General features: G+C 47.4%; 21 protein-coding genes. 7 read left to right on the forward strand and 14 right to left on the reverse strand.

What is annotated here, in order from left to right; translation table 11 throughout:
• Positions 1–436 precede the first annotated feature (436 nt).
• Both FD07_RS09965 and FD07_RS09970 read right to left on the reverse strand, forming a co-directional pair.
• On the reverse strand, positions 437–844 hold the full coding sequence (locus tag FD07_RS09965) for an OsmC family protein (RefSeq protein WP_020090154.1): 408 nt from the start codon (positions 842–844) through the stop codon (positions 437–439).
• A gap of 14 nt (positions 845–858) precedes the next feature.
• Complete coding sequence (locus FD07_RS09970; RefSeq protein ID WP_020090155.1) at positions 859–1296, reverse strand: OsmC family protein; 438 nt, start codon at positions 1294–1296, stop codon at positions 859–861.
• Positions 1297–1444: 148 nt separating this feature from the next.
• Between FD07_RS09970 and FD07_RS09975 the strand changes: the two genes are divergently transcribed.
• Positions 1445–1885 carry a MarR family winged helix-turn-helix transcriptional regulator gene (locus FD07_RS09975; protein WP_020090156.1) on the forward strand — a complete coding sequence of 147 codons (441 nt, stop codon included), beginning with the start codon at positions 1445–1447 and terminating at the stop codon, positions 1883–1885.
• A 56-nt stretch (positions 1886–1941) separates the two neighbouring features.
• Here FD07_RS09975 and pepI read toward each other — a convergent pair whose 3' ends face one another.
• The 7 genes from pepI to FD07_RS10010 all read right to left on the reverse strand — a co-directional run bounded on the left by pepI (position 1942) and on the right by FD07_RS10010 (position 10268).
• Complete coding sequence (gene pepI, locus FD07_RS09980; protein WP_020090157.1) at positions 1942–2826, reverse strand: proline iminopeptidase; 885 nt, start codon at positions 2824–2826, stop codon at positions 1942–1944.
• Between the two features lie 57 nt (positions 2827–2883).
• Positions 2884–3429 carry a DUF1097 domain-containing protein gene (locus FD07_RS09985; RefSeq protein ID WP_020090158.1) on the reverse strand — a complete coding sequence of 182 codons (546 nt, stop codon included), beginning with the start codon at positions 3427–3429 and terminating at the stop codon, positions 2884–2886.
• 321 nt (positions 3430–3750) lie between these two features.
• A complete protein-coding gene (locus tag FD07_RS09990) occupies positions 3751–4407 on the reverse strand; it encodes a DUF3658 domain-containing protein (protein ID WP_027826032.1) in 657 nt (218 codons plus the stop codon).
• Positions 4408–4455: 48 nt separating this feature from the next.
• A complete protein-coding gene (locus FD07_RS09995) occupies positions 4456–4923 on the reverse strand; it encodes a hypothetical protein (protein WP_020090161.1) in 468 nt (155 codons plus the stop codon).
• Between the two features lie 195 nt (positions 4924–5118).
• A complete protein-coding gene (locus FD07_RS10000; RefSeq protein WP_020090162.1) occupies positions 5119–7110 on the reverse strand; it encodes an elongation factor G in 1992 nt (663 codons plus the stop codon).
• Between the two features lie 201 nt (positions 7111–7311).
• Positions 7312–9192: an Ig-like domain-containing protein gene (locus tag FD07_RS10005; protein WP_020090163.1), complete on the reverse strand. Its 1881-nt coding sequence runs from the start codon at positions 9190–9192 to the stop codon at positions 7312–7314.
• A gap of 383 nt (positions 9193–9575) precedes the next feature.
• Positions 9576–10268, reverse strand: a complete 693-nt coding sequence (locus FD07_RS10010; protein ID WP_020090164.1) for an EAL domain-containing protein — start codon at positions 10266–10268, stop codon at positions 9576–9578.
• A 92-nt stretch (positions 10269–10360) separates the two neighbouring features.
• On the opposite strand from FD07_RS10010, the gene FD07_RS10015 reads away from it, so the two are divergent.
• Both FD07_RS10015 and FD07_RS10020 read left to right on the forward strand, forming a co-directional pair.
• Positions 10361–11722: an FAD-dependent oxidoreductase gene (locus FD07_RS10015; protein WP_020090165.1), complete on the forward strand. Its 1362-nt coding sequence runs from the start codon at positions 10361–10363 to the stop codon at positions 11720–11722.
• 25 nt (positions 11723–11747) lie between these two features.
• Positions 11748–12197 (forward strand): GNAT family N-acetyltransferase, encoded by a 450-nt coding sequence (locus FD07_RS10020; protein WP_020090166.1) that lies wholly within the window; start codon positions 11748–11750, stop codon positions 12195–12197.
• Positions 12198–12354: 157 nt separating this feature from the next.
• On the opposite strand, the gene FD07_RS10025 is transcribed toward FD07_RS10020, so the two are convergent.
• The gene (locus FD07_RS10025) at positions 12355–12954 is read right to left on the reverse strand and encodes an NADPH-dependent F420 reductase (RefSeq protein WP_020090167.1); all 600 of its coding nucleotides are present in this window, start codon (positions 12952–12954) and stop codon (positions 12355–12357) included.
• A gap of 175 nt (positions 12955–13129) precedes the next feature.
• On the opposite strand from FD07_RS10025, the gene FD07_RS10030 reads away from it, so the two are divergent.
• Positions 13130–13696 (forward strand): hypothetical protein, encoded by a 567-nt coding sequence (locus FD07_RS10030; RefSeq protein WP_020090168.1) that lies wholly within the window; start codon positions 13130–13132, stop codon positions 13694–13696.
• A 191-nt stretch (positions 13697–13887) separates the two neighbouring features.
• The gene (locus FD07_RS10035) at positions 13888–15981 is read left to right on the forward strand and encodes a DUF262 domain-containing protein (RefSeq protein ID WP_081624605.1); all 2094 of its coding nucleotides are present in this window, start codon (positions 13888–13890) and stop codon (positions 15979–15981) included.
• A 121-nt stretch (positions 15982–16102) separates the two neighbouring features.
• On the opposite strand, the gene FD07_RS10040 is transcribed toward FD07_RS10035, so the two are convergent.
• Entirely contained in the window at positions 16103–18682 is a 2580-nt protein-coding gene (locus FD07_RS10040) for a MucBP domain-containing protein (RefSeq protein WP_020090170.1), read from the reverse strand.
• 808 nt (positions 18683–19490) lie between these two features.
• Positions 19491–19973 carry a hypothetical protein gene (locus FD07_RS10050; RefSeq protein WP_020090172.1) on the reverse strand — a complete coding sequence of 161 codons (483 nt, stop codon included), beginning with the start codon at positions 19971–19973 and terminating at the stop codon, positions 19491–19493.
• A gap of 238 nt (positions 19974–20211) precedes the next feature.
• Between FD07_RS10050 and FD07_RS10055 the strand changes: the two genes are divergently transcribed.
• Both FD07_RS10055 and FD07_RS10060 read left to right on the forward strand, forming a co-directional pair.
• The gene (locus tag FD07_RS10055; RefSeq protein ID WP_020090173.1) at positions 20212–21378 is read left to right on the forward strand and encodes a DUF2075 domain-containing protein; all 1167 of its coding nucleotides are present in this window, start codon (positions 20212–20214) and stop codon (positions 21376–21378) included.
• Between the two features lie 260 nt (positions 21379–21638).
• On the forward strand, positions 21639–22976 hold the full coding sequence (locus FD07_RS10060) for a gluconate:H+ symporter (RefSeq protein ID WP_020090174.1): 1338 nt from the start codon (positions 21639–21641) through the stop codon (positions 22974–22976).
• Positions 22977–23337: 361 nt separating this feature from the next.
• Here FD07_RS10060 and FD07_RS10065 read toward each other — a convergent pair whose 3' ends face one another.
• Both FD07_RS10065 and FD07_RS10070 read right to left on the reverse strand, forming a co-directional pair.
• The gene (locus tag FD07_RS10065) at positions 23338–24657 is read right to left on the reverse strand and encodes a replication-associated recombination protein A (protein ID WP_020090175.1); all 1320 of its coding nucleotides are present in this window, start codon (positions 24655–24657) and stop codon (positions 23338–23340) included.
• A gap of 227 nt (positions 24658–24884) precedes the next feature.
• The gene (locus FD07_RS10070) at positions 24885–25778 is read right to left on the reverse strand and encodes a DUF5776 domain-containing protein (protein WP_162254226.1); all 894 of its coding nucleotides are present in this window, start codon (positions 25776–25778) and stop codon (positions 24885–24887) included.
• Between the last annotated feature and the right edge of the window lie 458 nt (positions 25779–26236).

Raw genomic sequence — 26236 nt, forward strand, 5'->3', positions numbered from 1 at the left:
TGGTAATTAGCGGATAAGTCCTATTTATAGGCTAGTGCTGTATCTGAGCAAATTGTGGTCACCATGCCATGGGGTGTGGTTCTCACAAGCGTCCGTTTTTAAACGGGCGTGGTTGACTTGTGAGTCTAAAGCCTACTGGACGTTTTCCCAGTAGGCTTTGTGCGTTGAAAGTTGTTGGTCGGTATGGCATCTCTCAACTCTACTGTTTAGCGATTCTAGTCCATAATCCTTCGGAGCAAAGCCAGTTGGCGCTTCAAAATCAAATTTGCTCTATACTAGTACTAATGTAAAATTCTCAGAATCAGTCGCATTTTTTTAGCCAACTAAAGAAATTCTTTAATATTAACCAACCCCACCGTTGTTTCACATGAAACATTGGCCGCCAAAAAGGCAGTCTCCCAGTTATTGGTAGACTGCCTAGTTATTCTAAATTTAATTAAGAGACGACTGCAACTCCGGTCCGTTTAACGGGTACCGTGTTGGTCAAATTGTCCATCACGGGACAAGTATTCTCTGCAAAGTCCATGAACTCATGACACTTCTGCTTAGATTCATCGGTATTCAGGTGAACGGCTACCCCAATGCGGTCCATCCCCGGTCGGTCGCCGGACTTAATCCCCTCCACCGTGTAGTAGAAGTCGCGGTAAGTAAAGTCCTGTTGCTTGTTAAAGGACGCCATCACAATGGCCTCACACGCACCCAACGCCTGCAGGATTGCCTCGTGTGAGCTCACAGCCGCAGTTGAATCCGGTGCCAATTTAACCTTAAAGTCCCGCACGGCAGCCTGATATTCATTCGGTTGACCCGTACTGGTCACTTGCACTTTGAACGTTTCCATTGCCATGTTGAAAGCCTCCTTTAGACGATTTCGACTTGATCTAAGACCACCGAGACCCCGTTACTAAGCATATCCTCGATCGGACAGTTGGCCGCCACAAGGTCAGCAAATGCGCCGCACGCAGCCTGTGATTCGGTCGTTTTGAACTGTAAATTATAGCGGATTTCTTGGAACCCATTTCGGATGTCGGGATCGCCCATGAACCCAGCCGCGTCCAAATCGCCTTCCAAGTTAACGGTCATTTGATCATAAGTGAACTTGTTTTCTGATGCTAATTGCGCTGCGGTCTCCTGTAAGGAAGTGCCCAGTGAACTCAAAACCAGCTCAACCGGGTTCATTCCCGTATTGGTTCCACCCAAGCTTTCTGGCTCGTCGATGGTCGTGTGTACGCCGCGGGAATGGACATCAACTTGGAGACTGGATAAGGTCTTTCTGGCTGTTGCGTTATATCTTTCCATTGGTGTAGCCCCCTATTCCATGATTTGTAAAGCGCTTACAACCCCAGTATAACGAATCATTGAGCAAAGTCAATAGTTAGCTAACTATCTATTTTTAGATAAATCATGGTATAATAAGGCCATAATTTTCTGAGGGTGGTGACTAACAATGGCAACATCTCAATTTGACTTAGATAGCTGCATCATGTGCATTACATCCCGTAGCAGCAAGCTGTTTGCCAGCAAATTTAACGACGCGTTGGCACCAATGGGTATCAATCGCAGTGCCTGGATGGCCCTCTACTACATCGACCAACACCAGCAGATTCGACAGCGCGATCTCGCCGAACTCGTCGGAATCACTGGTCCCAGCATGGTCAAAGTCGTCAATCAGCTGAACACGGCCGACTTAATCACGGTTGCGGTCAGTGCTCAGGATCACCGTGCCCGGCTGTTGGCACTGACGCCAGCGGGCACAGCCCTGTTGACCAAAAGTATTCCCTTAGCCGAGGCATTTCGCGCACAGGTCACCGCCGGAATTCCCCAGGACGACCTCGACACCCTCGATCGCGTTATGGAGCAGATGATGGCCAACGCTAACGACCTTTAATCACACAAACAAACCCGCATCAACCGACCGGAATGGCCAGTTGATGCGGGTTTTCTTTAGTCTTTTTTTGAAAGCCAGCCGGTTAAACGATCCAAATAGGCTGGCGTCTCCTCGATAAAGGCCATGTGCCGACTGTGGGCAAAGAGCGTCCACTCAGCGTGCGGCAAGTGGTCGACCATGGTTTTGGCCACCAACGGCGTACAGAGATCGTTGACACCACTGGTCACCAGCGTGGGTAAGGTCAGTTGCGCTAATTTATCGGTATATTCGTAATCCTTGAGCGTGCCGGTCGGGAAGTATTCGTTCGGCCCCCAAGCAGTCGTGTAGGCCACGGTACCAGGACGTTTTGACCGCCGTAAAAACTCGGGTGACTCCGCCGTAACGGGACCTGCGGCGTGACGTTCCATGAAATGTTGGTTTGCCGTCAGGTAGGCTGACGTTGTGAAGTCTCCGGTCGTTTCGGCCTTGGCAATTGCCTCCTGGTCGACTGGCGCCATGAATCCAATCATCCGGTGCTGTTCCTGTGCCCACAGCTTGGCGGACGAGAGCGTGCTGGCCAGAATTAGGCTTTGAACACCCCGCGGTTGGTAGTCGCACAGGTAAATGATGGCGAGCATACCGCCCCAAGACTGGCCTAACAAGTGTACCCGATCTAAACCCAGGTACTCACGTAACGCTTGCAACTCGGCAACCCAGGTTGCTGCCTGCCAGAGACTAGGCTCATCCGGCATATCGGACTTACCGCAACCGAGCTGATCGTACATCACGACTGGCCGACCCGTTCGCTCTGCCAACGCATCGAACGCTTCAAAATAATTGTGCGTTGATCCGGGACCACCGTGCAACAGCAATAATGGCGTTAATCCCGAGTTAAGATCGCCAACAACGCGGTAGTACGTGTGATACTTTTGAAATGGCATATAGCCTTCTGTAATTTGCATGGACGCACCTCACTTTAGACTCATTATACCTGCCAACTAGCGCTTCCGAACACTGAATTAGTTTTCTTCCTCCGTCACGTCGTCGGGCACATGGGTATTTTCCTTCTTCGGGGAGAGCTTGAACATGACCCGATTGAAAATGTCGGACGCGTATCCAATCACAAAGATTCCCAGTAGCATTGACCCGTAAAGCTGGACCACGAAGAGCGACCAGTTGTGCACGGCCACATTCGTGATAATCAGCATCGTCGTCCCCCAGGCAATCAGCCAGGCGGGAACAATCGCAAATTTTAGAAGTGTGCCCTGGAGGAATAGTGCCAGGAAGGTCAGCAGGCCAAACATGATGGCACTGGGCCAGAGAGGCGCGATGCTTGGCACTTGCAGGAGGCGAAAGGCGATGAGCCCCCAGATGATGCCGAGGGCAAAGCTCACCAGAATATTCCAGAGCTTATCTTTAGGGAAACCCGCGCCGAAGAAATACGAAACGGCGATAAAGGCCGCAGACCCCATCCACAGTGACATGCCGCCCATGATCAGGCTGTAAACCAGCGTGAAGAGGCCCACCCCAATGGCGTCAAACCAGACTTTTTTACTTATTTTCATGTAGTTACTCCTTTAATCGTTAAAGCGTTTGCATAATTTGTGTAATTGTCAGTTTACAGGATTGCTGACGGAAGGGCAAGGGAATTTGGTAAAACGTTATAGCCCACGCTACAATAAGATTAATTACATGCCGGAATTTTGTTATTAATAACTATTAATAACAGAGTCTTGTGTAAAAAAAGCCGCCGTGGCAGGTTCACTCACGGTGGCTAATACGCTTATTGATTCTGGCTGATCTGTAGAAATGGGGAAGTCGCGTTTGGCGATACCTCTGTCGACCAGGCCCCAACCGGCAAGACATTTACTTCAAATAATGCCCTCTCAAGGTTTACGCAAGTTAGTGAGACGTGAATATAGCCACCAAGTGGGCATCCCCGGTGGAAACCCTTCTAGAAGCTGGCCAAGCACCTCATCCACCGACAGCTCACTATGGACATACGGCAGAAACCAGGTATCGAGGAAGTCCGTTGGTACGCTCGTTGTCCGACCATTCAGGGCTACTCGCAATGCTGCATTTTCGGTGGCGAGCGATTGCCAGGCGCAGCTATAGGCTTGACGCTGCGCTAAGGTCACTGTGATCTCTGGCAGTTGCCCTGTCAGTACCTGCTGCGGATCCATTTCGCCTAGTCCCGTAAATTGCTGATAAACTGGCGTCGGCGCTGCACAGGCAGAATCCAGTGGCACCTTGACTTGGGTGACCGTCACAGCAACTGTTTTAAGCTGATCACAGAGCCACAGAAACCCCAACTGATCCTCTGCCGTCTCACTGCACCAGATTCGCAGCGCATCGCCATTAGCGTCGGGCAAGCTGCTGTTGAATGTCTTTGAAAAGTTGTTGGGCTGACTGGTCTGTGTACTGGGATTTAAGCGTCCAGAAAGGATCCTGCCCATCATCCAGTCGCGTGAGGTCTCCAATCTGAAGTTCCAGTTGTAGCCCCAGCGCAGGTTGCCGTTGCGAAAATCGTAAGGATTTGGCAAAAGTGGTGCTAAACGTCACATCCATGGGCGCCTCCTCATTGGTTGTTTCTAGCGAATGGCATACTTCCAGGCCTTGTAATAGGTATAGAGACCTCCCTGAGACATGTACTTAACGGTCTTCCCCTTCACCTTCTTGGTTCCTGTGTAGTAGAAGTTGAAATCATCCTCATAGGCCGCGTAAAAACCAAACATCTGCTTGTGATTTACCTTCTGTCGGTAAACGTAGAGCTTCTTACCGGTTAAAGTTTCTTCAGAATGCCACTTTCCCTGTTTGTGTTGTCGGTAATACCACTTAACCTGATGCTTCTTAACAACGATCTTACTGGCACCGATATTTTTATCCCAGTTATACCACGTTCCCCAAAAGCGTTTTGGCGTCGTGTGGGTGTACTTCATGCCCACTAACGTCTTGGGTGACCCGTAAGCTTTGGCGGCAGCGCTTTGCGTATCGAGCGTCATTCCGCCAGCCGTCCCCAATACCGCTAGCGCTCCTAATAAGATAATCTTTTTGAACATGAACTTCCCTACTTTCCTGAATATGTACGAGACAAACCAGTCGTGGCTCGTTTATTTCTGGCCTCATTATACAAAATCGTCCTGACATATGGTGTCGTTAGCAACAAAAACGATGTGATCTTTAGAAAAAATCACATCGTTACGATTATATTTGTTTTTTTAATGTGAGGTTAATAAAGACTCTGCTCTCTTGCCCTATTTCGACATTTCTGCCAATGCCTCCGCCGTATACACATAGTCCACGTGCGCCATCCCCGGTACATCATCCCAATGGACCGGATAGCCCGCGCCGTGCGCACAGAAGACGGAACCCGGCGTGTTCTCCAGGTCACCAACGGGATCGTATGCCTGATCAGCCACGACCTCTGCCGCGTTGTGGCAAGGACGGTAGCCATCAATCAAACACTCTAGCTGGCCCTGCCCATGCGTGTAGGCGTTGACCTCCTGAACGTAGCCCTGCATTTCGGCAACGGGTGCCGTTCCCGTAAGAATACTCATGCCATCTCCCGTCGCTGAAGGGGCCGTCGCATCCGGCGTTTCGAAGCTCCCGTGCATCCGCTGAATATCCGTCATGGCACGGCCAACTTGATCTTGACCAACCTCTAATCGGAAACGATACCACGGTTCTAGCAACTCAGTCTGGTTCTGGGATTTCGCCATCATTAATCCCTGACGAACGGCGCGCCAGGTGGCTTCGCGGAAATCGCCCCCGACCGAGTGGACAATACTTGCACGGCCACTGATCAGCGTAATCTTCACGTCCGTTAGCGGTGACCCCGTTAACACACCCAAGTGTTCCTTGGCTCGCAAACTGGTCAGCACCTGATGCTGCCAGTTCTTACCCAGCACTTCCAGGTCGCAGTCCGCCGCAAACGTCACGCCGCTGCCCCGTGGAGCGGGTTGCATCAACAAGTGAACCTCGGCATAGTGCCGCAACGGTTCGAAATGTCCAACGCCCTCTACAGCCCGCGTTAACGTCTCCTTGTAGAGAATGCTGCCCTCACCGAAGCCAACGTCGAGGTTAAACCGTTCGCGTAAGATCTGCTGGAGAATTTCCAACTGCACGGCCCCCATAATCTGAACACGAATTTCTTGGAGGTGACTCGACCACGCCACGTGAAGCTGGGGATCTTCGTCTTCCAGTTGTTGTAGGATCGTCAGACACTCGTGAATGTCATGGCCCTGCGGATCGAGCGTATAGTTCAGCACTGGTTGAATTTCCGGCGACCGCCCTGCTGCCTGCTCACCCAGTCCCTGTCCGGGGTGGGTCCCCGTCAGGTTAGGAATTGCGCACACTTCACCTGCCGCAACCGATGGCCGAATCGTAAATTTCGCGCCATTATACACCCGGAGTTGGTTGACCTTTTGTTCGTCTAAGATAACATCCTTATTGGCTAAAACGCCCCCGGTAACGCGGACCCACGTCAGCCGTTCGCCCTTGTCATCGTGCGAGATTTTGAAGACCTTCGCGCCAAATTCCGCTGAATATTCGGGCTCACGCGTCCACTGTTCCAATCCCGCCAACAGGTCGTCAATCCCGTCTAATTTCAGGGCTGCCCCAAAGTAACAAGGGAACACCTCTCGCCGCCGAATCATTTGTCGCACGGTATCATCCGCAACGGTTCCGGCATCCAAGAAGTTCTCGAGCACGTCATCATTTTGCATAGCGATATCTTCATAAGCGCCAGCTGGGATCGTTCCCGCCGCCGTAGTAGCATCATTAAACGCAATGCAGCCGGCAGAGAACACCTGCTGGAGCTGGGCCAACACCCGGTCGCGGTCAGCGGTATCGGCGTCCATTTTATTTACAAAAATAAAGGTTGGCACTTGGTAGTGATCCAATAACCGCCACAAGGTCCGCGTATACCCTTGAATGCCGTCGGTAGCCGAGACGACTAGGATGGCATAGTCCAGAACACTGAGTACTTGCTCCGTCTGTGAAGCAAAGTCCACGTGTCCCGGGGTGTCCAGTAGTGTTAAATCAAGGTCGCCGTGTTGCAGACTGGCCTGATGGGAAAAGATGGTGATGCCGCGCTGTTTCTCTAGGTCATCGGGGTCGAGGAAGGCATCGCCGTTATCAACGCGGCCCAACTGCCGCAGTGCGCCGGAACGATATAGCATCGCTTCGGAAAGGGTGGTCTTCCCGGCATCAACGTGGGCAACGATACCCGTTACGATGTGCTTCATGGTTGAATTGCTCCTTTTTGATTTCTGATTAAGAATTCCGTCTAAGTCGCTCAGCGCCGGTATCCCGCCGCCGAAGCTTGTCACTCTTAATCATTATACTATCCCACCACTGATTCACGAAATTTCGTGAATTTGGCGCGCTAAAGGTCAGCAATTCTGCCGCGCATGGCCAATCATTGTTTCACATGAAACATCCCCCCGTTAAGGTCCCGTCACGAACGTCCAATCCAGTTTGGATGTGTATTTTCCTGGTAGAAAATCTACCATCGCCACTTTAACCCTCAAATTCTCTCCATGACTCACACCAATCGACGGAACGGGCATGCCACTGGCAACCGAAGCTACCGTCTGATCAGCATTCGTCAATGACAAAGGGGACTGTCCCAAACCACCATCATAGCTCAACTCAGCCGCTAAGGTCGTTTGACCATCACTAAACGGCGCTTCCTGTCGCAAATCAATTGTCGTCGCTACTTTATGCCGCCGATTATCAATTACATCCAGAAGGTCCCCATCACCGGTGGCGGTTCCCGGGATCTCCAGTCCTAGATTAGTCGTGGTAATCTCACCAAAGCTTACGTCATTAGCCGCCGCATGAAGCTTGCCATCGGTAAAACGCAACGTGAGTGGTGACCCGGAATAGGTGCCAATCTTGTTATGCTGGGCATCTTCGCCGCTCAAATCCACGCGGGTCGTCATCGTTCGATTAACCGTCTGATTCGACTTAAACGTCACACTAAACGTATGGGTTTTAATCTTCGAAAAGTCGACGCCGGTGACCAGCACTTTCATGCTATCGCCACTAGCATACTTGCCGTACTGTGCCTCCTGCCCATCCACATCAATGGTTGGTTGAACATCGGTTGGTAGCGTGATGAGGAACTCCCCATCCGTCAACTTCGAATAGGCATTTTCATCTTTAAAACGCCCCGTCACCTTACACGTGTCACCATTGAGAATATTGGTGAGCTCGCTCGCCGTGTTATCCGCATTATCGGTCACGTCCTCCACCTGATTGGTGACCGTCATTCTAGGCGTCATATCAGGCACCACGGTCAGTTTGGACCGATTCGTGGTCATATCTTGCGTGCTACCATCCGGCGACTTGATTGTGACGACCGCATAGTACTGCGCTTGGTCGTCGGTCATACTGGTGGCAGGTGTGGTATAACTAAGCTTGTTTCCGCGGGCCACAACCGTATTCTTCCCGTCAATTACGCGGTGCCAGGCCACGGCCGATGGCGTTTCGGCAAAGCTTCCCTGCACGCTAAACGTCGCAGTCTGCCCCTCCGCGACCCGCTGTTCAGCCGCCAAGCCACCGCCAATCGTGATGGGAACTTGATCTGTCACGGTAGAGCCGTCGTCATTAGTCATCGTTCCCGTGATGATCACCGTTCCCGATTGCCCGCTCGTATTTGCCTTCACTTCACCAGTGGCCTCATTCACCGTTGCTAATTGATCATCGGAACTCGTCCACGTCAGCGCACCCGTTGCATTGGCCGGGGTCGGTACTCCGTGAACGTACGTCACCATGGCATTGTCCTGATTATTGTAGAGGTAGCTTTGCTTACTCGTAACCTTCAACCCTGTCGCCGGAATTGGCTCTGGAAACGTCGTTAGCGCCGCAACCCGCGAGTAATAGGTTGGTGAAAAAAGTGGCGTCCCAAAATAGTATTGAAAGGATTGCTGATAATAAACCGTGCCTACCTGGGTCGGGGTGACCGTGAGATCTGCCTTTTTAGCCCCATCCACACCTTGCCACGTCTTACCCTCGTTAGTGGATTGATACCATTGAAAGTGATCCGTCGCAAAGGGAATCAGAATATCTACCATCGAGTGGGCTGTCGCCGTCGTGAGCATCACGCTCCGCTTTACCCATGTATAGCGATCGTCCGGCTGCAGGTTGAAGCCAGTATTGAGATAAAGGCCAAACATCCCCAGCGGCGCACCACTTGGTGACCCTTTGCCTGAAATCTCAGTTGCTGCCTGAACCTCACTATGCCGATTCCCCTGAACCCCAACTGTAACAGCAAACAACGTCAATAAACCCACCAGCACACGTAACCACCATTTCCCCATCATGTTGCAATCCTTCTTCCATAATCCTTTCCTTGAATCGCCATAATTTACACTCGTCCTTTGCGGGATTAGATGTTAACGAAGTTCACCAATAATCCTTTGTACATGCAACCCTCTCTAGCCAAATTTCTCCAGCCTTCATTGTCGGGAAGATCACTTACACTTTGATAGCAAGCCAATTGTTTATCACCTGATTACGTCAGTAAATTTCTCTTAAGCTACTTTATCTGCCATCAGTATACAAGTAATCTCTCCCGAATACCATCGAATACATAAATTATTTCCACTATGTTCAATTATAAATATTTTTATATCAACTTATCCGTTTAAAAAAGCTAGAGAATGCCGTTATAACGGCATTCTCTAGCTTAAAATTATCCAATTTACTAAGCCGGACAGGTATCTTGCGGCAACTTCAGTAATTGTGGTCGACTGAAATAATAACCTTGCTTCAGCTTAATTCCCAGTTGCTTACTCAACCGGTTGTCGGCGTGATCTTCGATGCCCTCCAAGACCATTCGCAAACCATACTCTGCACTAATGGCGCGCCAGAAGCGAATTTTCTGCTGAATGTGAGGATCCTTGAACTCGCGGTTGAAGTTTTGCAGCGCAAACTTGACCTCGGATACCAGCGGCAACAGCTCTTGAATATCTTTGAAGTAGTTGTCCCCCGTTCCGACATCATCTAGCGAAATCTGCATCCCCATATTGATGAAGGATCTCAGCTGCGGCAACAGGTCGGCGATCGTATACTGTTGGGGACCGTCATCTTCGGTCAGCTCAACCACGAGCTTCGTGGGATAAAGTTGTTCCTGACTTTTGATGATGGCCTTGGCAATGGTCGTAGTCATTAGCTGTTCGCGATTGACATTGACCGATAAATAGCGCACCTTTAGCGAGAGTACTTTTGTCGTTGCAATCAAGAGATCAGCCGTAATCTGCGGATCAATCGCCGAAAACGACTCCGGCAGGCGCCAACCCTCCGGCGTCATCTGTTTCATTAAAAGTTCATAGCCAAAGATCGTCTTCGTATCGGTGTCGATTTGCGGCTGAACAAAGTAACGGTAGACTGGTTTCAAAAAAAGTACCCCCCTAAATAAATATTTTACGTGAACTATATTCTAAGTATACTATAATAAAACTAAAGTGGTGTTACAAAAAGAAAGGATTGATGACATTGAAAGTTGTCGTCATTGGGTGTACCCATGCGGGCATTGCCGCTGTTAAACAAATTCTAAAAAATTATCCTGACGCCGAAGTTACCGTTTACGAGCGTCAGTCAACTATTTCATACCTATCTTGCGCGACGTATCTACATATTGAGGGGACGGTACGGTCATTAGACGATGCTCGGTACGTCGAACCCGACGATTTTGCCGATGAGGGCGTAACCATGCAGATCAACCACGATGTGATTCGCGTAAACGCTTCGGAACATACTCTGCTAGTCCAGAATTTAGCCACCAAGGCTATGGCGACTGACACCTATGATAAATTAATCATGGCGACCGGCTCATTGACCGCGATTCCAGCCATTCCGGGCGTAGAGAATCCCAAAGTCCTCCTCTGCAAAACCTATAATCAGGCCCATAGTTTATGCGATTATAGCACCAACCAGAAGCGTATAGCAATCATTGGTGGTGGCTACGTTGGCATCGAGCTGGCGGAAGGCTATGCCAATACCGGTCACGATGTTTTATTGATCCAACAACCCACGCATTTACTCGATCAATACGTTGAGCCAGATATATCCCAAACAGTTGCCCGGCTTCTGAAAGCACACGGCGTCCAGGTTCTGCGGCATACCCGCGTAACGGCCTTCACGGACACCGATGAGGGTAAATTGTGCCTAGCTACGGAAGCAGGCAAATTTGAGGTGGATATGGCAGCCATCAGTGCTGGCATTATTCCGCAAACGGATCTGCTACAAGGACAGGTCAAGATGGCCGCTAATGGGGCCATTCTGACCGACGATTACATGCAGACTTCCAATCCCGACATTTTGGCCGCGGGCGATGCTGCTATCAGCCACGATAATCCTACCAATACACCGAGTTATGCACCGCTGGTTTCCCACGCGGTACGTCAGGGAGCCTTGGCAGGCATCAACGCTTTTGAGCGTCGCCTCCGGACGATTGGCACACAAAACACGACGGGGGTCTTGGTCTTTGACCACACGCTGGCCCGAACCGGCTTGACGATGAAACAAGCTGAAGACGCCCATCTGAACGCGGCCCACGTCCTCTACGCCGGCCCCTACCGGCCTAAATTCATGCCAGAGCACTATCCGGTCATGGTGGAGTTGATTTACGATCAAAATAACCGCAAGATTCTGGGCGTGCAACTGCTCTGTCAGCACGACATCTCCCAGGCGGCTAACGTGGTCTCGGCCCTCATACAAAGTGGCGGGACAATCGACCAGCTAGCGATGCTGGACATGCTGTTCTCGCCAAACTTCAGCGAGCCCTTTAATTACCTGAACAAAACTGCTCAAAAGGCTGTGGACCAGGAGAATGGGTACCTGCGCACTTAACTTAATGACAAAGTGAGGGATTTTCATGATTACCTACCATACCTTAACGCCGAACAGTCCCCTCTGGTCCCAAGCAACGACGCAAATCGGTGACATCGACTGGCCCGCGGGCCCGCATTTGGCAAAGCGCATGCAAACACCAGCTGTCTGGCAACCGTTTGAGCGCGTAATTTACGCAACGACTGGTGAACAACTAGCGGGGTTCTGTGCGTTGCTCGCAGAGGATATCGTCCCGGACACCCCCTACTCACCATTTGTCAGCTCAGTCTATGTCGCCCCGGACTACCGCCATCAAGGGATCAGTCTCCGGCTGGTCCAGCAAGCGGAAAGGGCGGCCCAAGTAACTGACATCACGGGTCTTTACATCGTAACCCGCCACGTAGGACTATACGAACACTTGAATTACGCTCTAGTGGATCGCCGCGAGGACCAGTTTGGTCGACTAAATCGCGTGCTGTATAAGGATTTTACGTAAACAAAAACACCTTCGCCAAACGACGAGGGTGTTTTATTTTGCTAAATTTTGAACCAGCGGCACGGTGACTGAATTACCAATTACTATGCCCAAAAACGTTATTGTAAAGGTTGTTTCACATGAAACATAGCGCTCCTAAACCCCACCCTGTCGCAACTCAGTATGTCTCATCCAGTTGCACAAAGGCCGTGTGTCCCAGTCCGCCACCGACTTGCATAACACTTCCACCGTGACGCAGTTTCCCCAGATTGACTGGGCGAAAATTGAGCGGCTTAACCAGTGCTGCAAAAGTCTTCTTGGCATCTTTGTCATCCCCCGCATAGAACAACACGCGCCGGCCGGGACCATCAACTTCACCCGTCATTAACTCATGTGGCAAAGTGTTAAACGCCTTGATGACGCGCGCATTGTTGGCGGCGGCCGCAATTACCTCACTACCGGTCAGTGGCCGGGTATCGATCTTCTTAAAGTCAGCGGTAAACTGATTAGTCACATCGACGACGATCCGCTGCTGATAATCAGTGACCTGCCGCAGCACATCGGGGGCAATGCCAAATGGTACGGCAATAATCACAAGCGATTGCTGAAGGGCGTCGGCCACCTCACCAAAGACGACGTTAGCGGCAAACTCGTCACGCCGAGGCGCGAGACTAGCTGCACCACGGGAATGGCTAAGAATAATTTCATTGTCTCCGCGACTAAACGTCTGTGTCAGAATCGTGCCGACCGTTCCAGATCCCACAACACCAATTTTCATATGATTCACCCTTTCGAAAGACTTATAGCATAAGTGTACGCGGCTGGTGGCGGAATGCGAAGTTATTTGCCTATCAGTATGCTTTCGGTTACTCACAAGGTAGAACGCCTGGCAATCCACACTTGAGTCGCCAGTCAGCTTTCGTATACTAAAATTAATAAGGAGGGGAATACCTATGAAACACAGACAAATTAAAATTTTTATCACACTGCTATCTGTTTCCGCTGGCTTATTAGGACTTGCGAACACCTCTGCTAGTGCTAAGACGGTTTGGATATTCGGCAACCATGATAAATCCATCCAGACCGCGCCAAAAGCTTTACGCGGCACCTGGTACGGCTATCAATACCGTTATGACAGTCATCCTAGTAAGCTGGTGATTAACAAGAAATCCTTCACAGTCACTACATCCAACAATAAGAAACATACACTAAAATTCATGCACTCTTGGCGAGAGGACTACCAGAAGAAAAGATTTCCCAGCATTGACTTACGTAAATCTAGCCACGGCTGGACCTACTTTGCAGTCAATCTCAAACCCAACTGGGAACTAAGTAATTCTCAATTTTACTTCGGTCAAGTCTTGCCCGTTAAGTACGGTAAGCAACGTGCCTTAGCTTACGTCCAAGGCGTTAACGAGAGCAAAACAAAAGTCGAATTGTTGACGAAGAAAAAGATCAATCATCCTGTTTTCAAGTCAACGAAACATATGACGGTTATTAATTACCACGGCGGTAAGTAATCACATGAATTGGCATTACACCTATATTTTGCAAAAATGAGGTTCTCTAAAATAAAATTATCCTCCCCAAACTGAAAGTTTCTGTCGTTTGGGGAAGATAATTTTGTTTTTTCACCACATCACAAATGAATCCTCAAACCATTTATCTGTCATAATCTAGAAAAATACCTTAAAATGAGCATTATAAGGAGATGTTCACCTTGCAGGGTAGTCCAGAACTCATTGTTTCTGAAGTTATACAAAACACTCAAAAAATTTATATTCCAATTTATCAACGACGCTATAGCTGGGGAAAAGAACAGCTTCAGCGTTTGGTCGACGATATGCAAACAGCTCGTGATCACGATCTGAAGCAGTACTTCATTGGGAGCCTAATCTTAGACACGTCGCAAACTGGCATTTCAGAAGTCGCCGTTATTGATGGGCAACAACGCCTAACAACCATTTCATTATTTCTAATCGCGTTACGTGATATTATGGTTGATACCAATCCCGAAACGAGCCGAATGATTACAGAGCGATACTTAATTGACAGTTACGATCACTCCTCCCTACACCACAACCGTCTAAAACCCGTCCCTGGTGATGAAGAACAATACATAGATGTCCTCATACACGGAGAATTAGCACAACCATCCTTATTTACATCCAATTATCAATTTTTTAGAGATCTCATTAATACGAGCAGTTTGTCCGCAAGCGCTTGGTTTAACTTGCTACGGACCCAACTTCAAACGATGGTCATTACTGTTCAACCCGGTGACGATGCGCAATTAATTTTCGAAAGCCTGAACTCCACTGGCTTAAGTTTAACGGAATCTGATAAAATTAGAAATTACCTATTGATGAGCCTATCCAGTGAAGAACAATCGAAAGCTTTTGAGACCTGGCAAGAAATCGAAAGAATCGTCCATCCTGAAAACATTTCTACTTTTTATCGTCACTATTTGACCTCACTGGCCAGATCCTCCAAGCCCGTTAAAAAAGGTAGAATCTACATTGATTATCGTCAATACATTGGCTTAAAACCAGGGTTTGATCGCTATGCAGAATTACAAATAGAAAAAGATGTCGCGCTAATTTACGCACAAATTCAATTTCCTAATGATTACAATTTCAGTGATCCCCGTACCAAGCAACTATTGAATCGATTGTCCGAATTGAAATTGGATGTGATGATGCCTTATCTTCTACAAGTGTTTAACAAGTACCAAGAACAAAAGATTGCCCTTAATTCTTTAAATGAAGTCTTGGCCGTATTACTATCCTACCTCGCTCGCCGCCTATTCGTTGGTATGCCTAGTACGGGACTCAACAATTTCTTCTCATCCTTGGATCGACAGGTCACCCGCCTAAGCCAAAATCGAAATATTTCCTATGACACTGCTTTAAAAGTTGTTCTTACACATACCGTCAAGGAAAATAAGATTTTCCCCAATAATCAGGTTGTCCACCAAGCGCTAGTCACCAAGGATTATTATCATATTCGCACTGAATCTTTTTGGTTCATTATGAATGAATTGAATAATCTTCATGGCGAGCCTCAAGATCTCTTCAAGAAATCCGAAAATGGCAGCTATTCCATCGAACATATCATGCCACAAACGCTAAGCAATGCCTGGCAGAAAAGTCTAGGAGAAAATTGGCATGATATCCAGATGACTTGGCTCAACCGATTGGCTAATTTAACCTTAACCGGTTTCAATTCACAGATGAGTAATCATCCATTTTTAGAAAAAAGGGACGCCCCTAACGGTTATCGTATGTCTGGCATTAAGCTTAACCAAGATCTAGCTAACGTCTCATCCTGGAACACGGCTGCTCTAGAACAACGCCAAGAAGACTTGTACAGCCGAATTCTAGACGTCTGGCCTATTCCTCAAGTTCCAGATTTAGCGATTAAAAATACTGACTGGATTAGCCTGGAGGATACCGACCCCAAAGGGAAAAAGCCGCTTGCTTTTAAATTTCATCAGCAATCCAGCCAACCAATCAAAAGCTGGAAAGAGCTCTACTTCGATGTCGCTAATCTTCTCTGGTTAAATAACCCAGCTGCTTTCTTCCAAATGGCTAATAACGATAGCGAGTGGTTAGTCAAATACACTTCAGAAGTTGATTCACTAGATTATCGAGAATTGTCCGGCCCCAATGATGGGCAACCTATCAGTCTCTTTGCTGGCAACTCATCAGCTGCTGAACGTAAAAAATATATGCAACGGCTGCTCAACGCTAGCGGTGACTCACTGGATAATGTTGAAATTAGATTAAACCAACCACATGCCTAACTTATCAATTGTTTTGTAACATTTCAGAACAAATTTTCTTCCTAAAGAAACATCCGCCCAACGATTACAGTCGTTGAACGGATGTTTTTGATTATCAGAGTTCTCGATATCTTAACCCCAATTATCTTTTTCTCCAATTCTTAATTTGTGCGAACCCAAATAACGTCCCCACCATGGCAAGTAGTGCGCCTCCCCACCAAGCAGAGGTTTGATGCTCACTGGTCTGCGGCAATTGGGGCGTTGATGCTGGCTTCACGCTATTTGACTTATTTACAGTAGTTACTCGCGCCGCTTGAGTACCACTCTTGGACACTTGTTGAGGGGCTTTTTGTCCCGTCCTGCGCGACTTAATCCGTGCATCTTGTGTCCCTTTTTCATTCCCTACAGACGGCTTATTAGGTGCCACAGTTGCCGGTTTCACACCAACGTCCACCTTAGATGTCGTAGCTTGATACGTGTAGTAGACATCCTGACTAGTTGCCGTATAGACACCAACAGCGTTACCTGACGTTGTGACTAACTGATAATTTTTAAAGTCTTTTGCCTGTGTTGCATAGGCCTGTCCAAGTGCTCCAGTGAGGACGTCATCTGCCGCTAATTTTTCACCCGTTTGAGTCTGATAGTGGACCGTTACTGTCCCATTCGAGACAGGCGTTCCTGGATCAACGGGTTTCACAGGTGGTGTAACGGGTGGCGTGACCGGTTTCCCCGTAGACTTGTAGTAAACATAAATATCATTGTTAACATCTTGAATCGTTCCACATAATTTTTGATCTGTGACCGTACCACCATCGACACGGTCATACACATACCCATCAATCACAGGTAAATCAACACTCCAAGGCGTCTTAGTTTTCCCAGATTTCTTAATCAACTTTTTCCCAATGGCAGTACCGTCTTCATCGACTAAGTAGATTTTCTGTAATGGATTAAACAGTAATTTAATGCTCTGCGCATCACCGTTGTAAGTTACTTTCGAATCCTCAGTCGTTTTCGTCAGCTCTTGATTATATTTCACCGGCTTTTCGTATGTAAATCCGCGATCTTCCAGCTCAGCAATCACCTGCTGCACGGACGTATCGTTAAGAACGTCCAGACTGGTTCCAGATTGACCACTTAAAATTACAAACGGCGCAATCTTAACCCCACCGTCCAGTTGAAAAGCAACCGTTACGGCACCTATTCCAGCTTGTAAAGTGTATGGCACCGTAATCTTTCCATCAAACTGCACCCCATTTGGCTCAGCCGGTCTTGCAAGATCATTATGCCGGCTAATATCCCAAACTAAGTTCAGACTGCCAGCTGATCCCTTCAGGTCATGCCAAATGGACCAGTTGGCTGCTCCCCAAATCTCACTTACTCCTGTTGATTGTGGATCTCGCTGCATGAATTCATTAAAATCATGCAGATTATCGTAAGCAAAGGACCATGTCGATAACGATGTAGTATTCGGATTCAAGGTTACCTGTTTCAACGTCCAAGTCTGGCCCGGTGCTGAGATTTGATAGTTTATCGGCTCCTCCTCTATGAAAGGTTTCCAATTAAGGCCTAATAGCGGTGTAATATCAAAGATGTGGTTGTGTCCAACATCCAGGAAACTCGGTGTCGCTGTGATGTTTCGCAGCGGTGATAGATCAGAAATATTGTTATTCCCAAAGGAGAATTGGCTTAACTTTACCAGCTTGGCTAAGGGCTTTAAACTCGTGATTTTATACTGACTATCCGCAGCTTGAGTGAAGTTAATATTGGTAAGATTGGTCAAATTTTTCATAAACGACAAATCCGTTATATTATTGTAGCCTAGATCAAGCATTTTGAGAGCCGTTAACCCCGCGAAGGCTCCCGTATCATTATCTGATATCTGATTACGCCTCAACTTCACAGTAACCAGTTGAGTTAATCCTCGGAGGGCTGACACATCTTTTAGTTGTCCACGTTGCGTCGAATCTTGCCATTTTTTACTAGCATCCAAATTAAGTGTAATCGTCAGTTCTGTTAAATTCGTCGCATATTGTAACCCAGCCAACGATTTTACATTTCTAACGGCATCATAAATGTTTCTATGAGTAATTTGGTCCTTTGAGAGTGCATCTATGCTCTTTAACTCTTTCAACATGTCAACGGTAATCTGTGATGCACTGGTAAGCTCAGAATGTGTTTTTTTAAGATTAAACAAAATTATTGTTTGCAAATCCTTATCGGGAATAAGCTCATCGACGGTCTGGGGCTTAGGTGTAGGGGCCTCTTCTACCTGAACATTTTGAGTCGTTGCTGCCTGGCTGGCCGTCGCAGCGCCTTCAGACGGCTTGGATCCATCAGGGACTACGTTATCCTTTGGTTTAGTCCCCTGACTGACTGGTTTGGTTTCCATTTGATTGTTACTAGTGGGTGTCGACTGAGTTTTTTCAGAAGCGGAAACATCCCGGACCCCTGAATCATCGGTATTCCGGAGTTTATTCTCCTTCTCAGAACTAACAGTCTTTTCCGGCTGGGTTTCCACGGCTGGCACCGTATCTTGATCACCTGGCTCCTTGTCCTGAATCTGACTATCCAAACTTTGATTCGTTAAATCAGCTGCACCAACTGGTTCCGCTGCATGTGCGACCTCAGTTGCCATCCCAAATGTACCTAATGTTAAAGCCACTACGCTCATAAGTAACCAACGATTCCTTTTGCCAGTTCTTACCCGATATATAGTCATTTCAGAACTCTCCCATCATCCTGACAATTTCCTACCGCCATCAACAAATTCCGTGAAAATAGTTCTAATTCTTAATTCAATTTACCACGAGATGCAGGCATGGTCAATACTGTAAAATATTTATTAATTAATACTATTTAATCTATATCTTTCAACCGTTTTACCCCTATTTGTCGCTCAGCAAATTGACCTGTAGACAGTCATATCGGTCCCTGTTTTCTTTGATACGTAACGAACTCGGATGTCCTGATACTCTCAGTGTCTCTGTTGAGCCTATACTGAGCGCAATCATACCCAAGAAGGTGGCAACAATGAAACATGCCTATCATATGTCCAACGCTCCCCTAGCCGGTTTAGAATCTACCCAAGCTTTCAAATATCTTTCCCTATATCTAAAGTCACTACCAGCGTTCATCATCCTAATCTTGTTAAATTGCCAGTTTATCGTAGGCAGATTTATCTTTACCTGGAATTTCACCTCATGGTACCTAACCGTCTGCTATCTGATATTCCCTTTGATTCACGTCCCTCTCGCAAGGTTTAAGAATAGTCTGGTTAAACATACTTCTGGAGCCAATTCATCTGTTCCCAAGGCCATGATTTACGCGGCTGGTTGGCCGCTGATGCCTATCCATGACTACACAGGACGCGAGTCACGGATCATTCCGGATTTGCTTGAACTTTTACTGGAGTTTGTATTGGCACCTTTAATTCTGGCTGTTTTACCCTTATTACAGCACCCTTGATCACTTCGACAAATAAAAGCATCAAAAAAGCCTGATTCATTTACGAATCAGGCTTTACTCGGTTATTTCCGATAAAGGTAAGCGATATGCTTTCCGACGATTGGATATGAAGCGATGGCCTTCTTGCCATTGTGACGAACTGGTTTCAGATACAGGATCGACGCGTAGGCGCGCTTACTCATCGCCGCGCCAGTTGGATAGATTTCATACTGCTTCGTCTTGTAGCGGTAGTCAATGTCCTGGACCTCCTTCTTTAGGAAATGAATCGTCTTGGTTTTCCTTTTTCCTTGGAAGTCAATCTTCATGGTATAAGAGTTCTTCTTAAACGTGTAAATTGACCGTACCTTTTTCTTACTGAGACTGCTGTACTCCGTGTAGCCCTTAGTCTGCCACGTTCCCCGCAGTACTTTAGGAATCGCCTTATACGTTTTGTAGTACTTAGAATTATTCGTAGCTGCACTCGCTGGCTGGGCAGTCGCCGTAATGGCACCCGCCAACCCTAAGCTTAACGCAATTGCTAGAATAATATGGTTTATACTTTTCATATTTTCCCCCGCCTAATATGTATTTGATTCTTCCGTTTACTTCATGAGTATAGCACTAGGTTAACAATCAATTAAGAAAATCATGCATTCTCCAGCAAACTCATCAGCCAATTCTAAACCATAATTTCCAAGAATATCCAGCGACCCCCAGCTAAACTGCTATAATAACAATAGCTTTTTCCGCGGGCGTCAACACTAGCGCCCACGCGAAACCAATTAATGCATAAGGAGTTCCAGAATGAATAAAATTCTAAAAGCACAATTCTTCGTCGATGATCTTTCAGACGATCAAAAGACGGTCATCACCAACATTAACGACTACATTAAACAGGGTCTCACCGGCGACACTTCCTCAGTCGCCATCATCCAAGGCGCTGCCGGAACCGGTAAGTCCGTCGTTCTGATGGAGCTCGTGCGTCAGTACATGACTGACAGCCGCTACAAGACTTCACTAGTAGTCAACCATCCCGAACTGTATAAAGCTTACCAGGACCTCGCAGAATCCATTCCCAACATGAAGGTCAAGTCAATTCGCCGGCCAACCTCACTGATCAACTACGCACAAAAGAATCATAAAAAATACGATATCATTTTCGTTGATGAAGCCCACCTGCTCTACTCCAAGTCAGAACCCTACGCGCACTACCGCGGGCAGAACCAACTCACCGATCTGATGAATTTAGCCAAAGTTGTTGTCGTCGTCTATGACTTCGACCAAGTCTTCCAGTCCAAGATGTACTGGGACAAGGACCTCCTCTTCAAGACGATTGGCTCGCACCCATATAAAATGTTTGATATGAATTTCCAATACCGGATGGTCGCCAGCGACGAACAAGTTGCCTGGATGGACGACTTAACCGCACAAAAACCACTGAGAGCTTTCCCAGAAAACAGTGACTTCAAGTTTAAGATGTTTGATACCGCTGGCGAGCTCTTCGAAAACATCAAGAAGCGCAATAAAGAAGTCGGCATGAGTCGCGTCGTTGCGACCTCTGGTTTTCCACGGATCGACGGCCGGCACAACGTCGAGATGGATACGTTCAATTTACCTTGGGACGAGTGGGACCCACAGCGGACGCACTGGGCCAAGCGTGAGGGTTCCATCACCCAGGTTGGGACGATCTACACCCTTCAAGGCTTTGACCTGAACTACGTCGGCATGATTATCGGCCCATCTTTCGGCTACGACAAGGCCATCGACACGATGACCATCATCCCCGAGAAGTATTCTCACAAGGAGATCTTCAAGAAGCGTAAGGATATGAAATTCACTCAAGATGAATACAAAACGTTCATCGCCAACGTTCTAAACGTTCTGATGAAGCGTGGGAAATACGGACTGTACCTGACCGCCTACGATGACGCCTTGCGGCAACGATTGATGGAACTCGAAAACGAAAAATAATGATTTTAAAATATGTTGTTGATAATCACACTGTTGATTACCAACAGCATATTTTTATAAAAACCGCTAATTACCAACTCAGGACGCCCTCTCGCCACGTCTGATATATTAGTTAAAAAGGATATATCCCTCATATTGCATAATTATTTTGAATATATGCATGTTTTTTCACTTTATTGTAGTTATCTGTTTTAAATGGTAGAATGTATGCGCTTACTAATATATCTGTTTAGTCTTTTTTTATTTTAGGAGGGATTTACTTGGCAGCTGACTTACTCGCCCTTTTCTGGGTGCTTATTGGGATTTTACTTTTAGTTTTCCTAATCGTTAAAACGAAAGTACATAATATTATTGCCTTACTCGTTTCAGGGTTATTCATTGCCTTTGCCGAAGGGTTACCTATGGTCAAGATCGCAACGACCATCGAAACCGGTATCGGCAGCGTCATGTCATCCTTACTGTTGATTGTTATTTTTGGGGCAATCATCGGTAAAATGATGACAGAATCCGGCGCTTCACAGCAAATCGCGGATACCATTGTCAATGCCATGGGGCCTAAATTGTTGCCTTATGCGCTACTCCTCATCGGGACAATCTTTGGGATGTCGATGTTCTACGAAGTGGCCTTTCTTATCACCATGCCGCTGGTCATTAACATTGCCAAGGAAGCCAAGGTGCCCTATATGAAACTGGTCATCCCGACCATTGCTGGGGCCACCATGGGACATAGTATCTTTCCCCCGCAACCTGGTCCAATGGCCTTGGTTACTGCCTTTCATGCCGATATTGCCCAAGTCTACATGCTAGGGTTTATCGTCATTGTGCCAACCATCATTTGCTCCGGTGTTCTCATTCAGCACTTTATTCCGGGGCTGGCAGACATGCCGCTGGGTAACGTGATGAAGCCGGCACCTAAACGGGCTGCTACGGACATTCCTAGTTTTAGAACCAGTATCATCATCCCTCTACTACCTGCCATTATCATCATTTGCGCCTCACTAGCTAAAACCTTATCAGCCACCAACAGCTGGGTATTTAAATTTGCCAGCTTCATTGGGAGTGCTGAAATTAGTATGCTCATCACGGTCATCGTTGCCATGCTCCTGTTTGGCTACCGCCGAGGCATGTCCGGCAAACAAATCTCAGATCATATGACCAGCGCCATTGCTGGCATCTCTAACGTTCTGATGGTCATTGCCGCCGGTGGTGTAATGAAGGAAGTCATCATCGATAGTGGTATTGGGAGTAAAATTGTCGATCTGGTAGGCCACACCAATATTTCCCCGCTGATTCTTGCCTGGATTATCACCGTCCTCATCCGACTCATGACGGGACAAGGAGCCGTTTCCGCGATCACCGCTGCTGGCATCGTGGCACCAATGGTTGTGGCGTTCCACGTTAACCCTGCCCTGATGATGTTAGCCTGTGCCTGCGGTAGTAATACCACGACTTTGATGTATGACGGTGGTTTCTTACTCTACCAGCAATCATTCGGCATCTCCTTAAAAGATACCTTCAAGACCTGGGGACTACTGGAATTTGTAAATTCCTTTGTCGGCCTACTGATGGTTCTCTTGATTAGTGTGTTTGTTCATTAAGCATTATCTGAATTCTTTAACTTTTTAATTTCAAAGCAACCGCAGACACTGCCGAAGTTATAACTGGCATCTGCGGTTGCTTTATTTTTACGCTGACTTAATAACTAGAGCGACTCATCAAGCGGCTGGCACCCCATCTCCAGACCAATGTTTCACATGAAACAATCGTCTCAAATTCTCCGTGACTGTAACGTGATGGCACAGCTTACACTGGTGATACCAACGTTTACCAAAGGTGGTCCACTCAACTTAGTCCGTCATTCGGCCAATGGATACGAGTTTTGAGCGCAGCAGGCCACTCGTTTAAGCCATCTACCGTTTCAAAAAGGTGCCCTCATTGCTGAGAGCACCTTTCGTTTGTCTAGCCATTCTGTTCGTGCCACGCCTTGATCTGCGCCAACCGGTCCTTGAACCGCCGCTCATTGCCTTCACTAGTCGGTAGGTAATACTCATGCCCTGCAACAGATGGCGGCATCGTCGTCATCGTCGTCAACTTATCTTTGGCATAGTGCGCCAGCTCATAGCCTTTGCCATACCCCAAGTCTTTCATTAACTTCGTCGGGGCATTCCGGATTTGGAGTGGTACCGGATCATTCGCCGTCTGCTTCACATCCTTAGCCGCGGCCAGCCGAGCCTTGTAAATGGCATTGGATTTCGGCGCCAGTGACAAGTACGTCACCGCCTCAACCAGATGGACGTCACACTCGGGCATTCCGATAAATTGGCAAGCTTGAAAGACATTAATCGCCACGTTAAGGGCATTCGTATCCGCCAGCCCAATATCTTCGCTCGCAAATCTGACGAGCCGTCTGGCAATATACAGGGGATCTTCGCCGCCTTCCAACATCCGCGACAGCCAGTAGATTGCCGCATCCGTATCGCTATTTCGCATGGATTTATGCAGCGCGGAGATGATGTTGTAATGTTCCTCACCGGTCTTGTCGTACAACACAAATTTCTTCGCAATCAGCTGACTGAGATCCGCCATGTTAACCGTCGTTGCGTCGGCCGTCTTATCCCCATTTAGAATCGCCATCTCTAGTGTATTCAACGCCGTTCTGGCATCCCCATCGGCAAAGTTGGCGATGGCCTGAATCTCGTCCTGGCCAATCTTAATGGTCTGCTTGCCAAAGCCCTCCGGATTACGCAGCGCATTCTCTAGTAAGGTAACGATGTCATCTTGTTTCAGGGCTTTCAGTACAAACACCTTGCATCGTGACAGCAAGGCCGAATTGATCTCAAACGAGGGATTTTCGGTTGTCGCTCCAATTAAAATAATGCTACCCCGTTCAACGTAGGGGAGAAACGCATCCTGCTGGGCCTTATTGAACCGATGAATTTCGTCGACAAACACCATCGTTCGCTGACCAATCTCGCGGTCCAACTCTGCCTGTTTCATAATTTTTTTGATTTTACTGATACTACTATCTACCGCGCTAAAACTCAAAAAACTCGACTGTGTTTTCCGCGCAATGATCTCGGCCAAAGTCGTCTTCCCGACACCCGGCGGACCCCAGAAGATCATCGACGAAACCTGATCATTTTTGATAATTTCACGAAGAATCTTGCCAGTCCCGAGCAAGTGCTGCTGCCCGACAAACTGATCCAAGTCCTTAGGCCGAACCCGACTAGCTAACGGCGTGTTCTGCGGTTGATTTGAGAAAAGTGATTCTTGTTTCATACGGAAGCCTCCCCACCTTAAAACTTAAAGTAACTTACATGCTGTCATCTAGCATAAGCTATAACGTTACGTTACAGTCAAGTGAGGACCCTCTCAAGTACAAACTATTCGGTCTCTCAGCAACGTCAAAATTAAACAGGCCCAAATCGCAGTTTACGATTCAAGCCTGTCTATTCTAATACCATCATTACTAACTGAGAAGTTTCGGTCCACTAGCACCTCTCAGGTTACTTTTCAATCACTTTTGTTTTGTTACTCGTTACGAAACTACCGTCGCTAAGAACTAACCGCGTTGTTAGATGATGACGCACGATCTTTTTAACGTGCAATACCTTTCCACGCTTCAAATGCTTGATTTGATGCTTAAGCGCCTTATCGCGATAAGCATTCGTGCCCAAAATTACTTTGACTCGCTTAGGATTGTGCTGATAGTACGTGTGCACCGTAAAGGCCCGCTTAGCCGTAATATAACCGGTCTTGCCATAACGCTTAGAACCAGCCGTCACGTCGCGAACCAAGTAGCGCTTAACGCCATTCTTGGACTGCGCAACACCAGTGATCACAAACTGTGGCCGCAATGTCCGTTTTTGCTTGGCATAATAATATTGCCGCGTCTTCTTGCTGAAGTCTGGCGTACTATACAGGCCGAGCTTCTTAACAGCTGTAATTGCGCGATCTTTTTGTGCAACAACTACGGCATGGCCCTGATCGCCCGTTGAGGAACTATCACTTGAGCTTGACGATTCACTCGAAGAACTTGAGTCAGTACCGCCTGGAGTGACTGGTGGCGTCACTGGCGCTACCTTATACGACAACGTAACCGACTGCGGGTCGGACGTATACGTCCCCGTCAGTGAGCCTTCAGTAGCACTGACGTACTGATAGCCATTGATGGTAGCTGGTTTAATCGTGTAGGTAGCTCCCCAAGCACCGGGAAGCTGCGCGTCAGCTTGAATCGTTTTCCCATCCTGATCAATGTAATGTATCGTTACGGGATTTCCTGGCGTTTTCGTCGGTTCCCATTGATACGTTTGATTTCCAGCTGGCGCCGTACTCCCATTATATTCAGAAATCAAACCGGCCGTAGTATAAGTAGTTTTATTGGAATCATCGGGTCTCAAATATTGATCATTACTGTTTTCCCATTTTCCAGTATAACCTGCTAAATCATCATTATGGACTGGATCTAACTCGGGTAACGCCGAGCCGGTTAAGTTAGCTTGCGAACTTAAAGTTAGCTTGCTTATTTTTGAACTATCAGAACCATTAAACATTCCAGTTAACGGTATTTTGGGACTCCAATTGCCAATATTAAGTCCTCCAACATTGACACTATTAAACATCCTATAAAATCCTCCAGGTACTTGAGTACCAAAGTTATTAGTCGATTCATCCCCATTCACCATATCAACCTTAAATTTTGACAAATCTAATGTTGATGGATTGTCTTCATCACCATAATTATCAAACATACTGCTCATATCAGTGACATGACTTGTATCCAAATTCTCATAACCTGTAACAAGATTAGTGCTCATAAACATGCCATGCATGTCGAGTGTTTAAATAATTATGTGTA

The sequence above is a fragment of the Levilactobacillus parabrevis ATCC 53295 genome, from assembly GCF_001434055.1.
Lineage (GTDB): Bacteria > Bacillota > Bacilli > Lactobacillales > Lactobacillaceae > Levilactobacillus > Levilactobacillus parabrevis.

Bases quoted from the DNA above. Each gene is read 5' to 3' on its own strand.
- FD07_RS09985 (WP_020090158.1), bottom strand. From the start codon at position 3,429: ATGAAAATAAGTAAAAAAGTCTGGTTTGACGCCATTGGGGTGGGCCTC.
- FD07_RS10050 (WP_020090172.1), bottom strand. From the start codon at position 19,973: ATGAAAAGTATAAACCATATTATTCTAGCAATTGCGTTAAGCTTAGGG.
- FD07_RS10005 (WP_020090163.1), bottom strand. From the start codon at position 9,192: ATGATGGGGAAATGGTGGTTACGTGTGCTGGTGGGTTTATTGACGTTG.
- FD07_RS10040 (WP_020090170.1), bottom strand. From the start codon at position 18,682: ATGACTATATATCGGGTAAGAACTGGCAAAAGGAATCGTTGGTTACTT.
- FD07_RS09970 (WP_020090155.1), bottom strand. From the start codon at position 1,296: ATGGAAAGATATAACGCAACAGCCAGAAAGACCTTATCCAGTCTCCAA.
- FD07_RS10025 (WP_020090167.1), bottom strand. From the start codon at position 12,954: ATGAAAATTGGTGTTGTGGGATCTGGAACGGTCGGCACGATTCTGACA.
- FD07_RS09995 (WP_020090161.1), bottom strand. From the start codon at position 4,923: ATGTTCAAAAAGATTATCTTATTAGGAGCGCTAGCGGTATTGGGGACG.
- FD07_RS10030 (WP_020090168.1), top strand. From the start codon at position 13,130: ATGAAACACAGACAAATTAAAATTTTTATCACACTGCTATCTGTTTCC.
- FD07_RS10000 (WP_020090162.1), bottom strand. From the start codon at position 7,110: ATGAAGCACATCGTAACGGGTATCGTTGCCCACGTTGATGCCGGGAAG.
- FD07_RS10065 (WP_020090175.1), bottom strand. From the start codon at position 24,657: ATGAAACAAGAATCACTTTTCTCAAATCAACCGCAGAACACGCCGTTA.
- FD07_RS09975 (WP_020090156.1), top strand. From the start codon at position 1,445: ATGGCAACATCTCAATTTGACTTAGATAGCTGCATCATGTGCATTACA.
- FD07_RS10035 (WP_081624605.1), top strand. From the start codon at position 13,888: ATGTTCACCTTGCAGGGTAGTCCAGAACTCATTGTTTCTGAAGTTATA.
- FD07_RS10015 (WP_020090165.1), top strand. From the start codon at position 10,361: ATGACATTGAAAGTTGTCGTCATTGGGTGTACCCATGCGGGCATTGCC.
- pepI (WP_020090157.1), bottom strand. From the start codon at position 2,826: ATGCAAATTACAGAAGGCTATATGCCATTTCAAAAGTATCACACGTAC.
- FD07_RS09965 (WP_020090154.1), bottom strand. From the start codon at position 844: ATGGCAATGGAAACGTTCAAAGTGCAAGTGACCAGTACGGGTCAACCG.
- FD07_RS10020 (WP_020090166.1), top strand. From the start codon at position 11,748: ATGATTACCTACCATACCTTAACGCCGAACAGTCCCCTCTGGTCCCAA.
- FD07_RS10055 (WP_020090173.1), top strand. From the start codon at position 20,212: ATGAATAAAATTCTAAAAGCACAATTCTTCGTCGATGATCTTTCAGAC.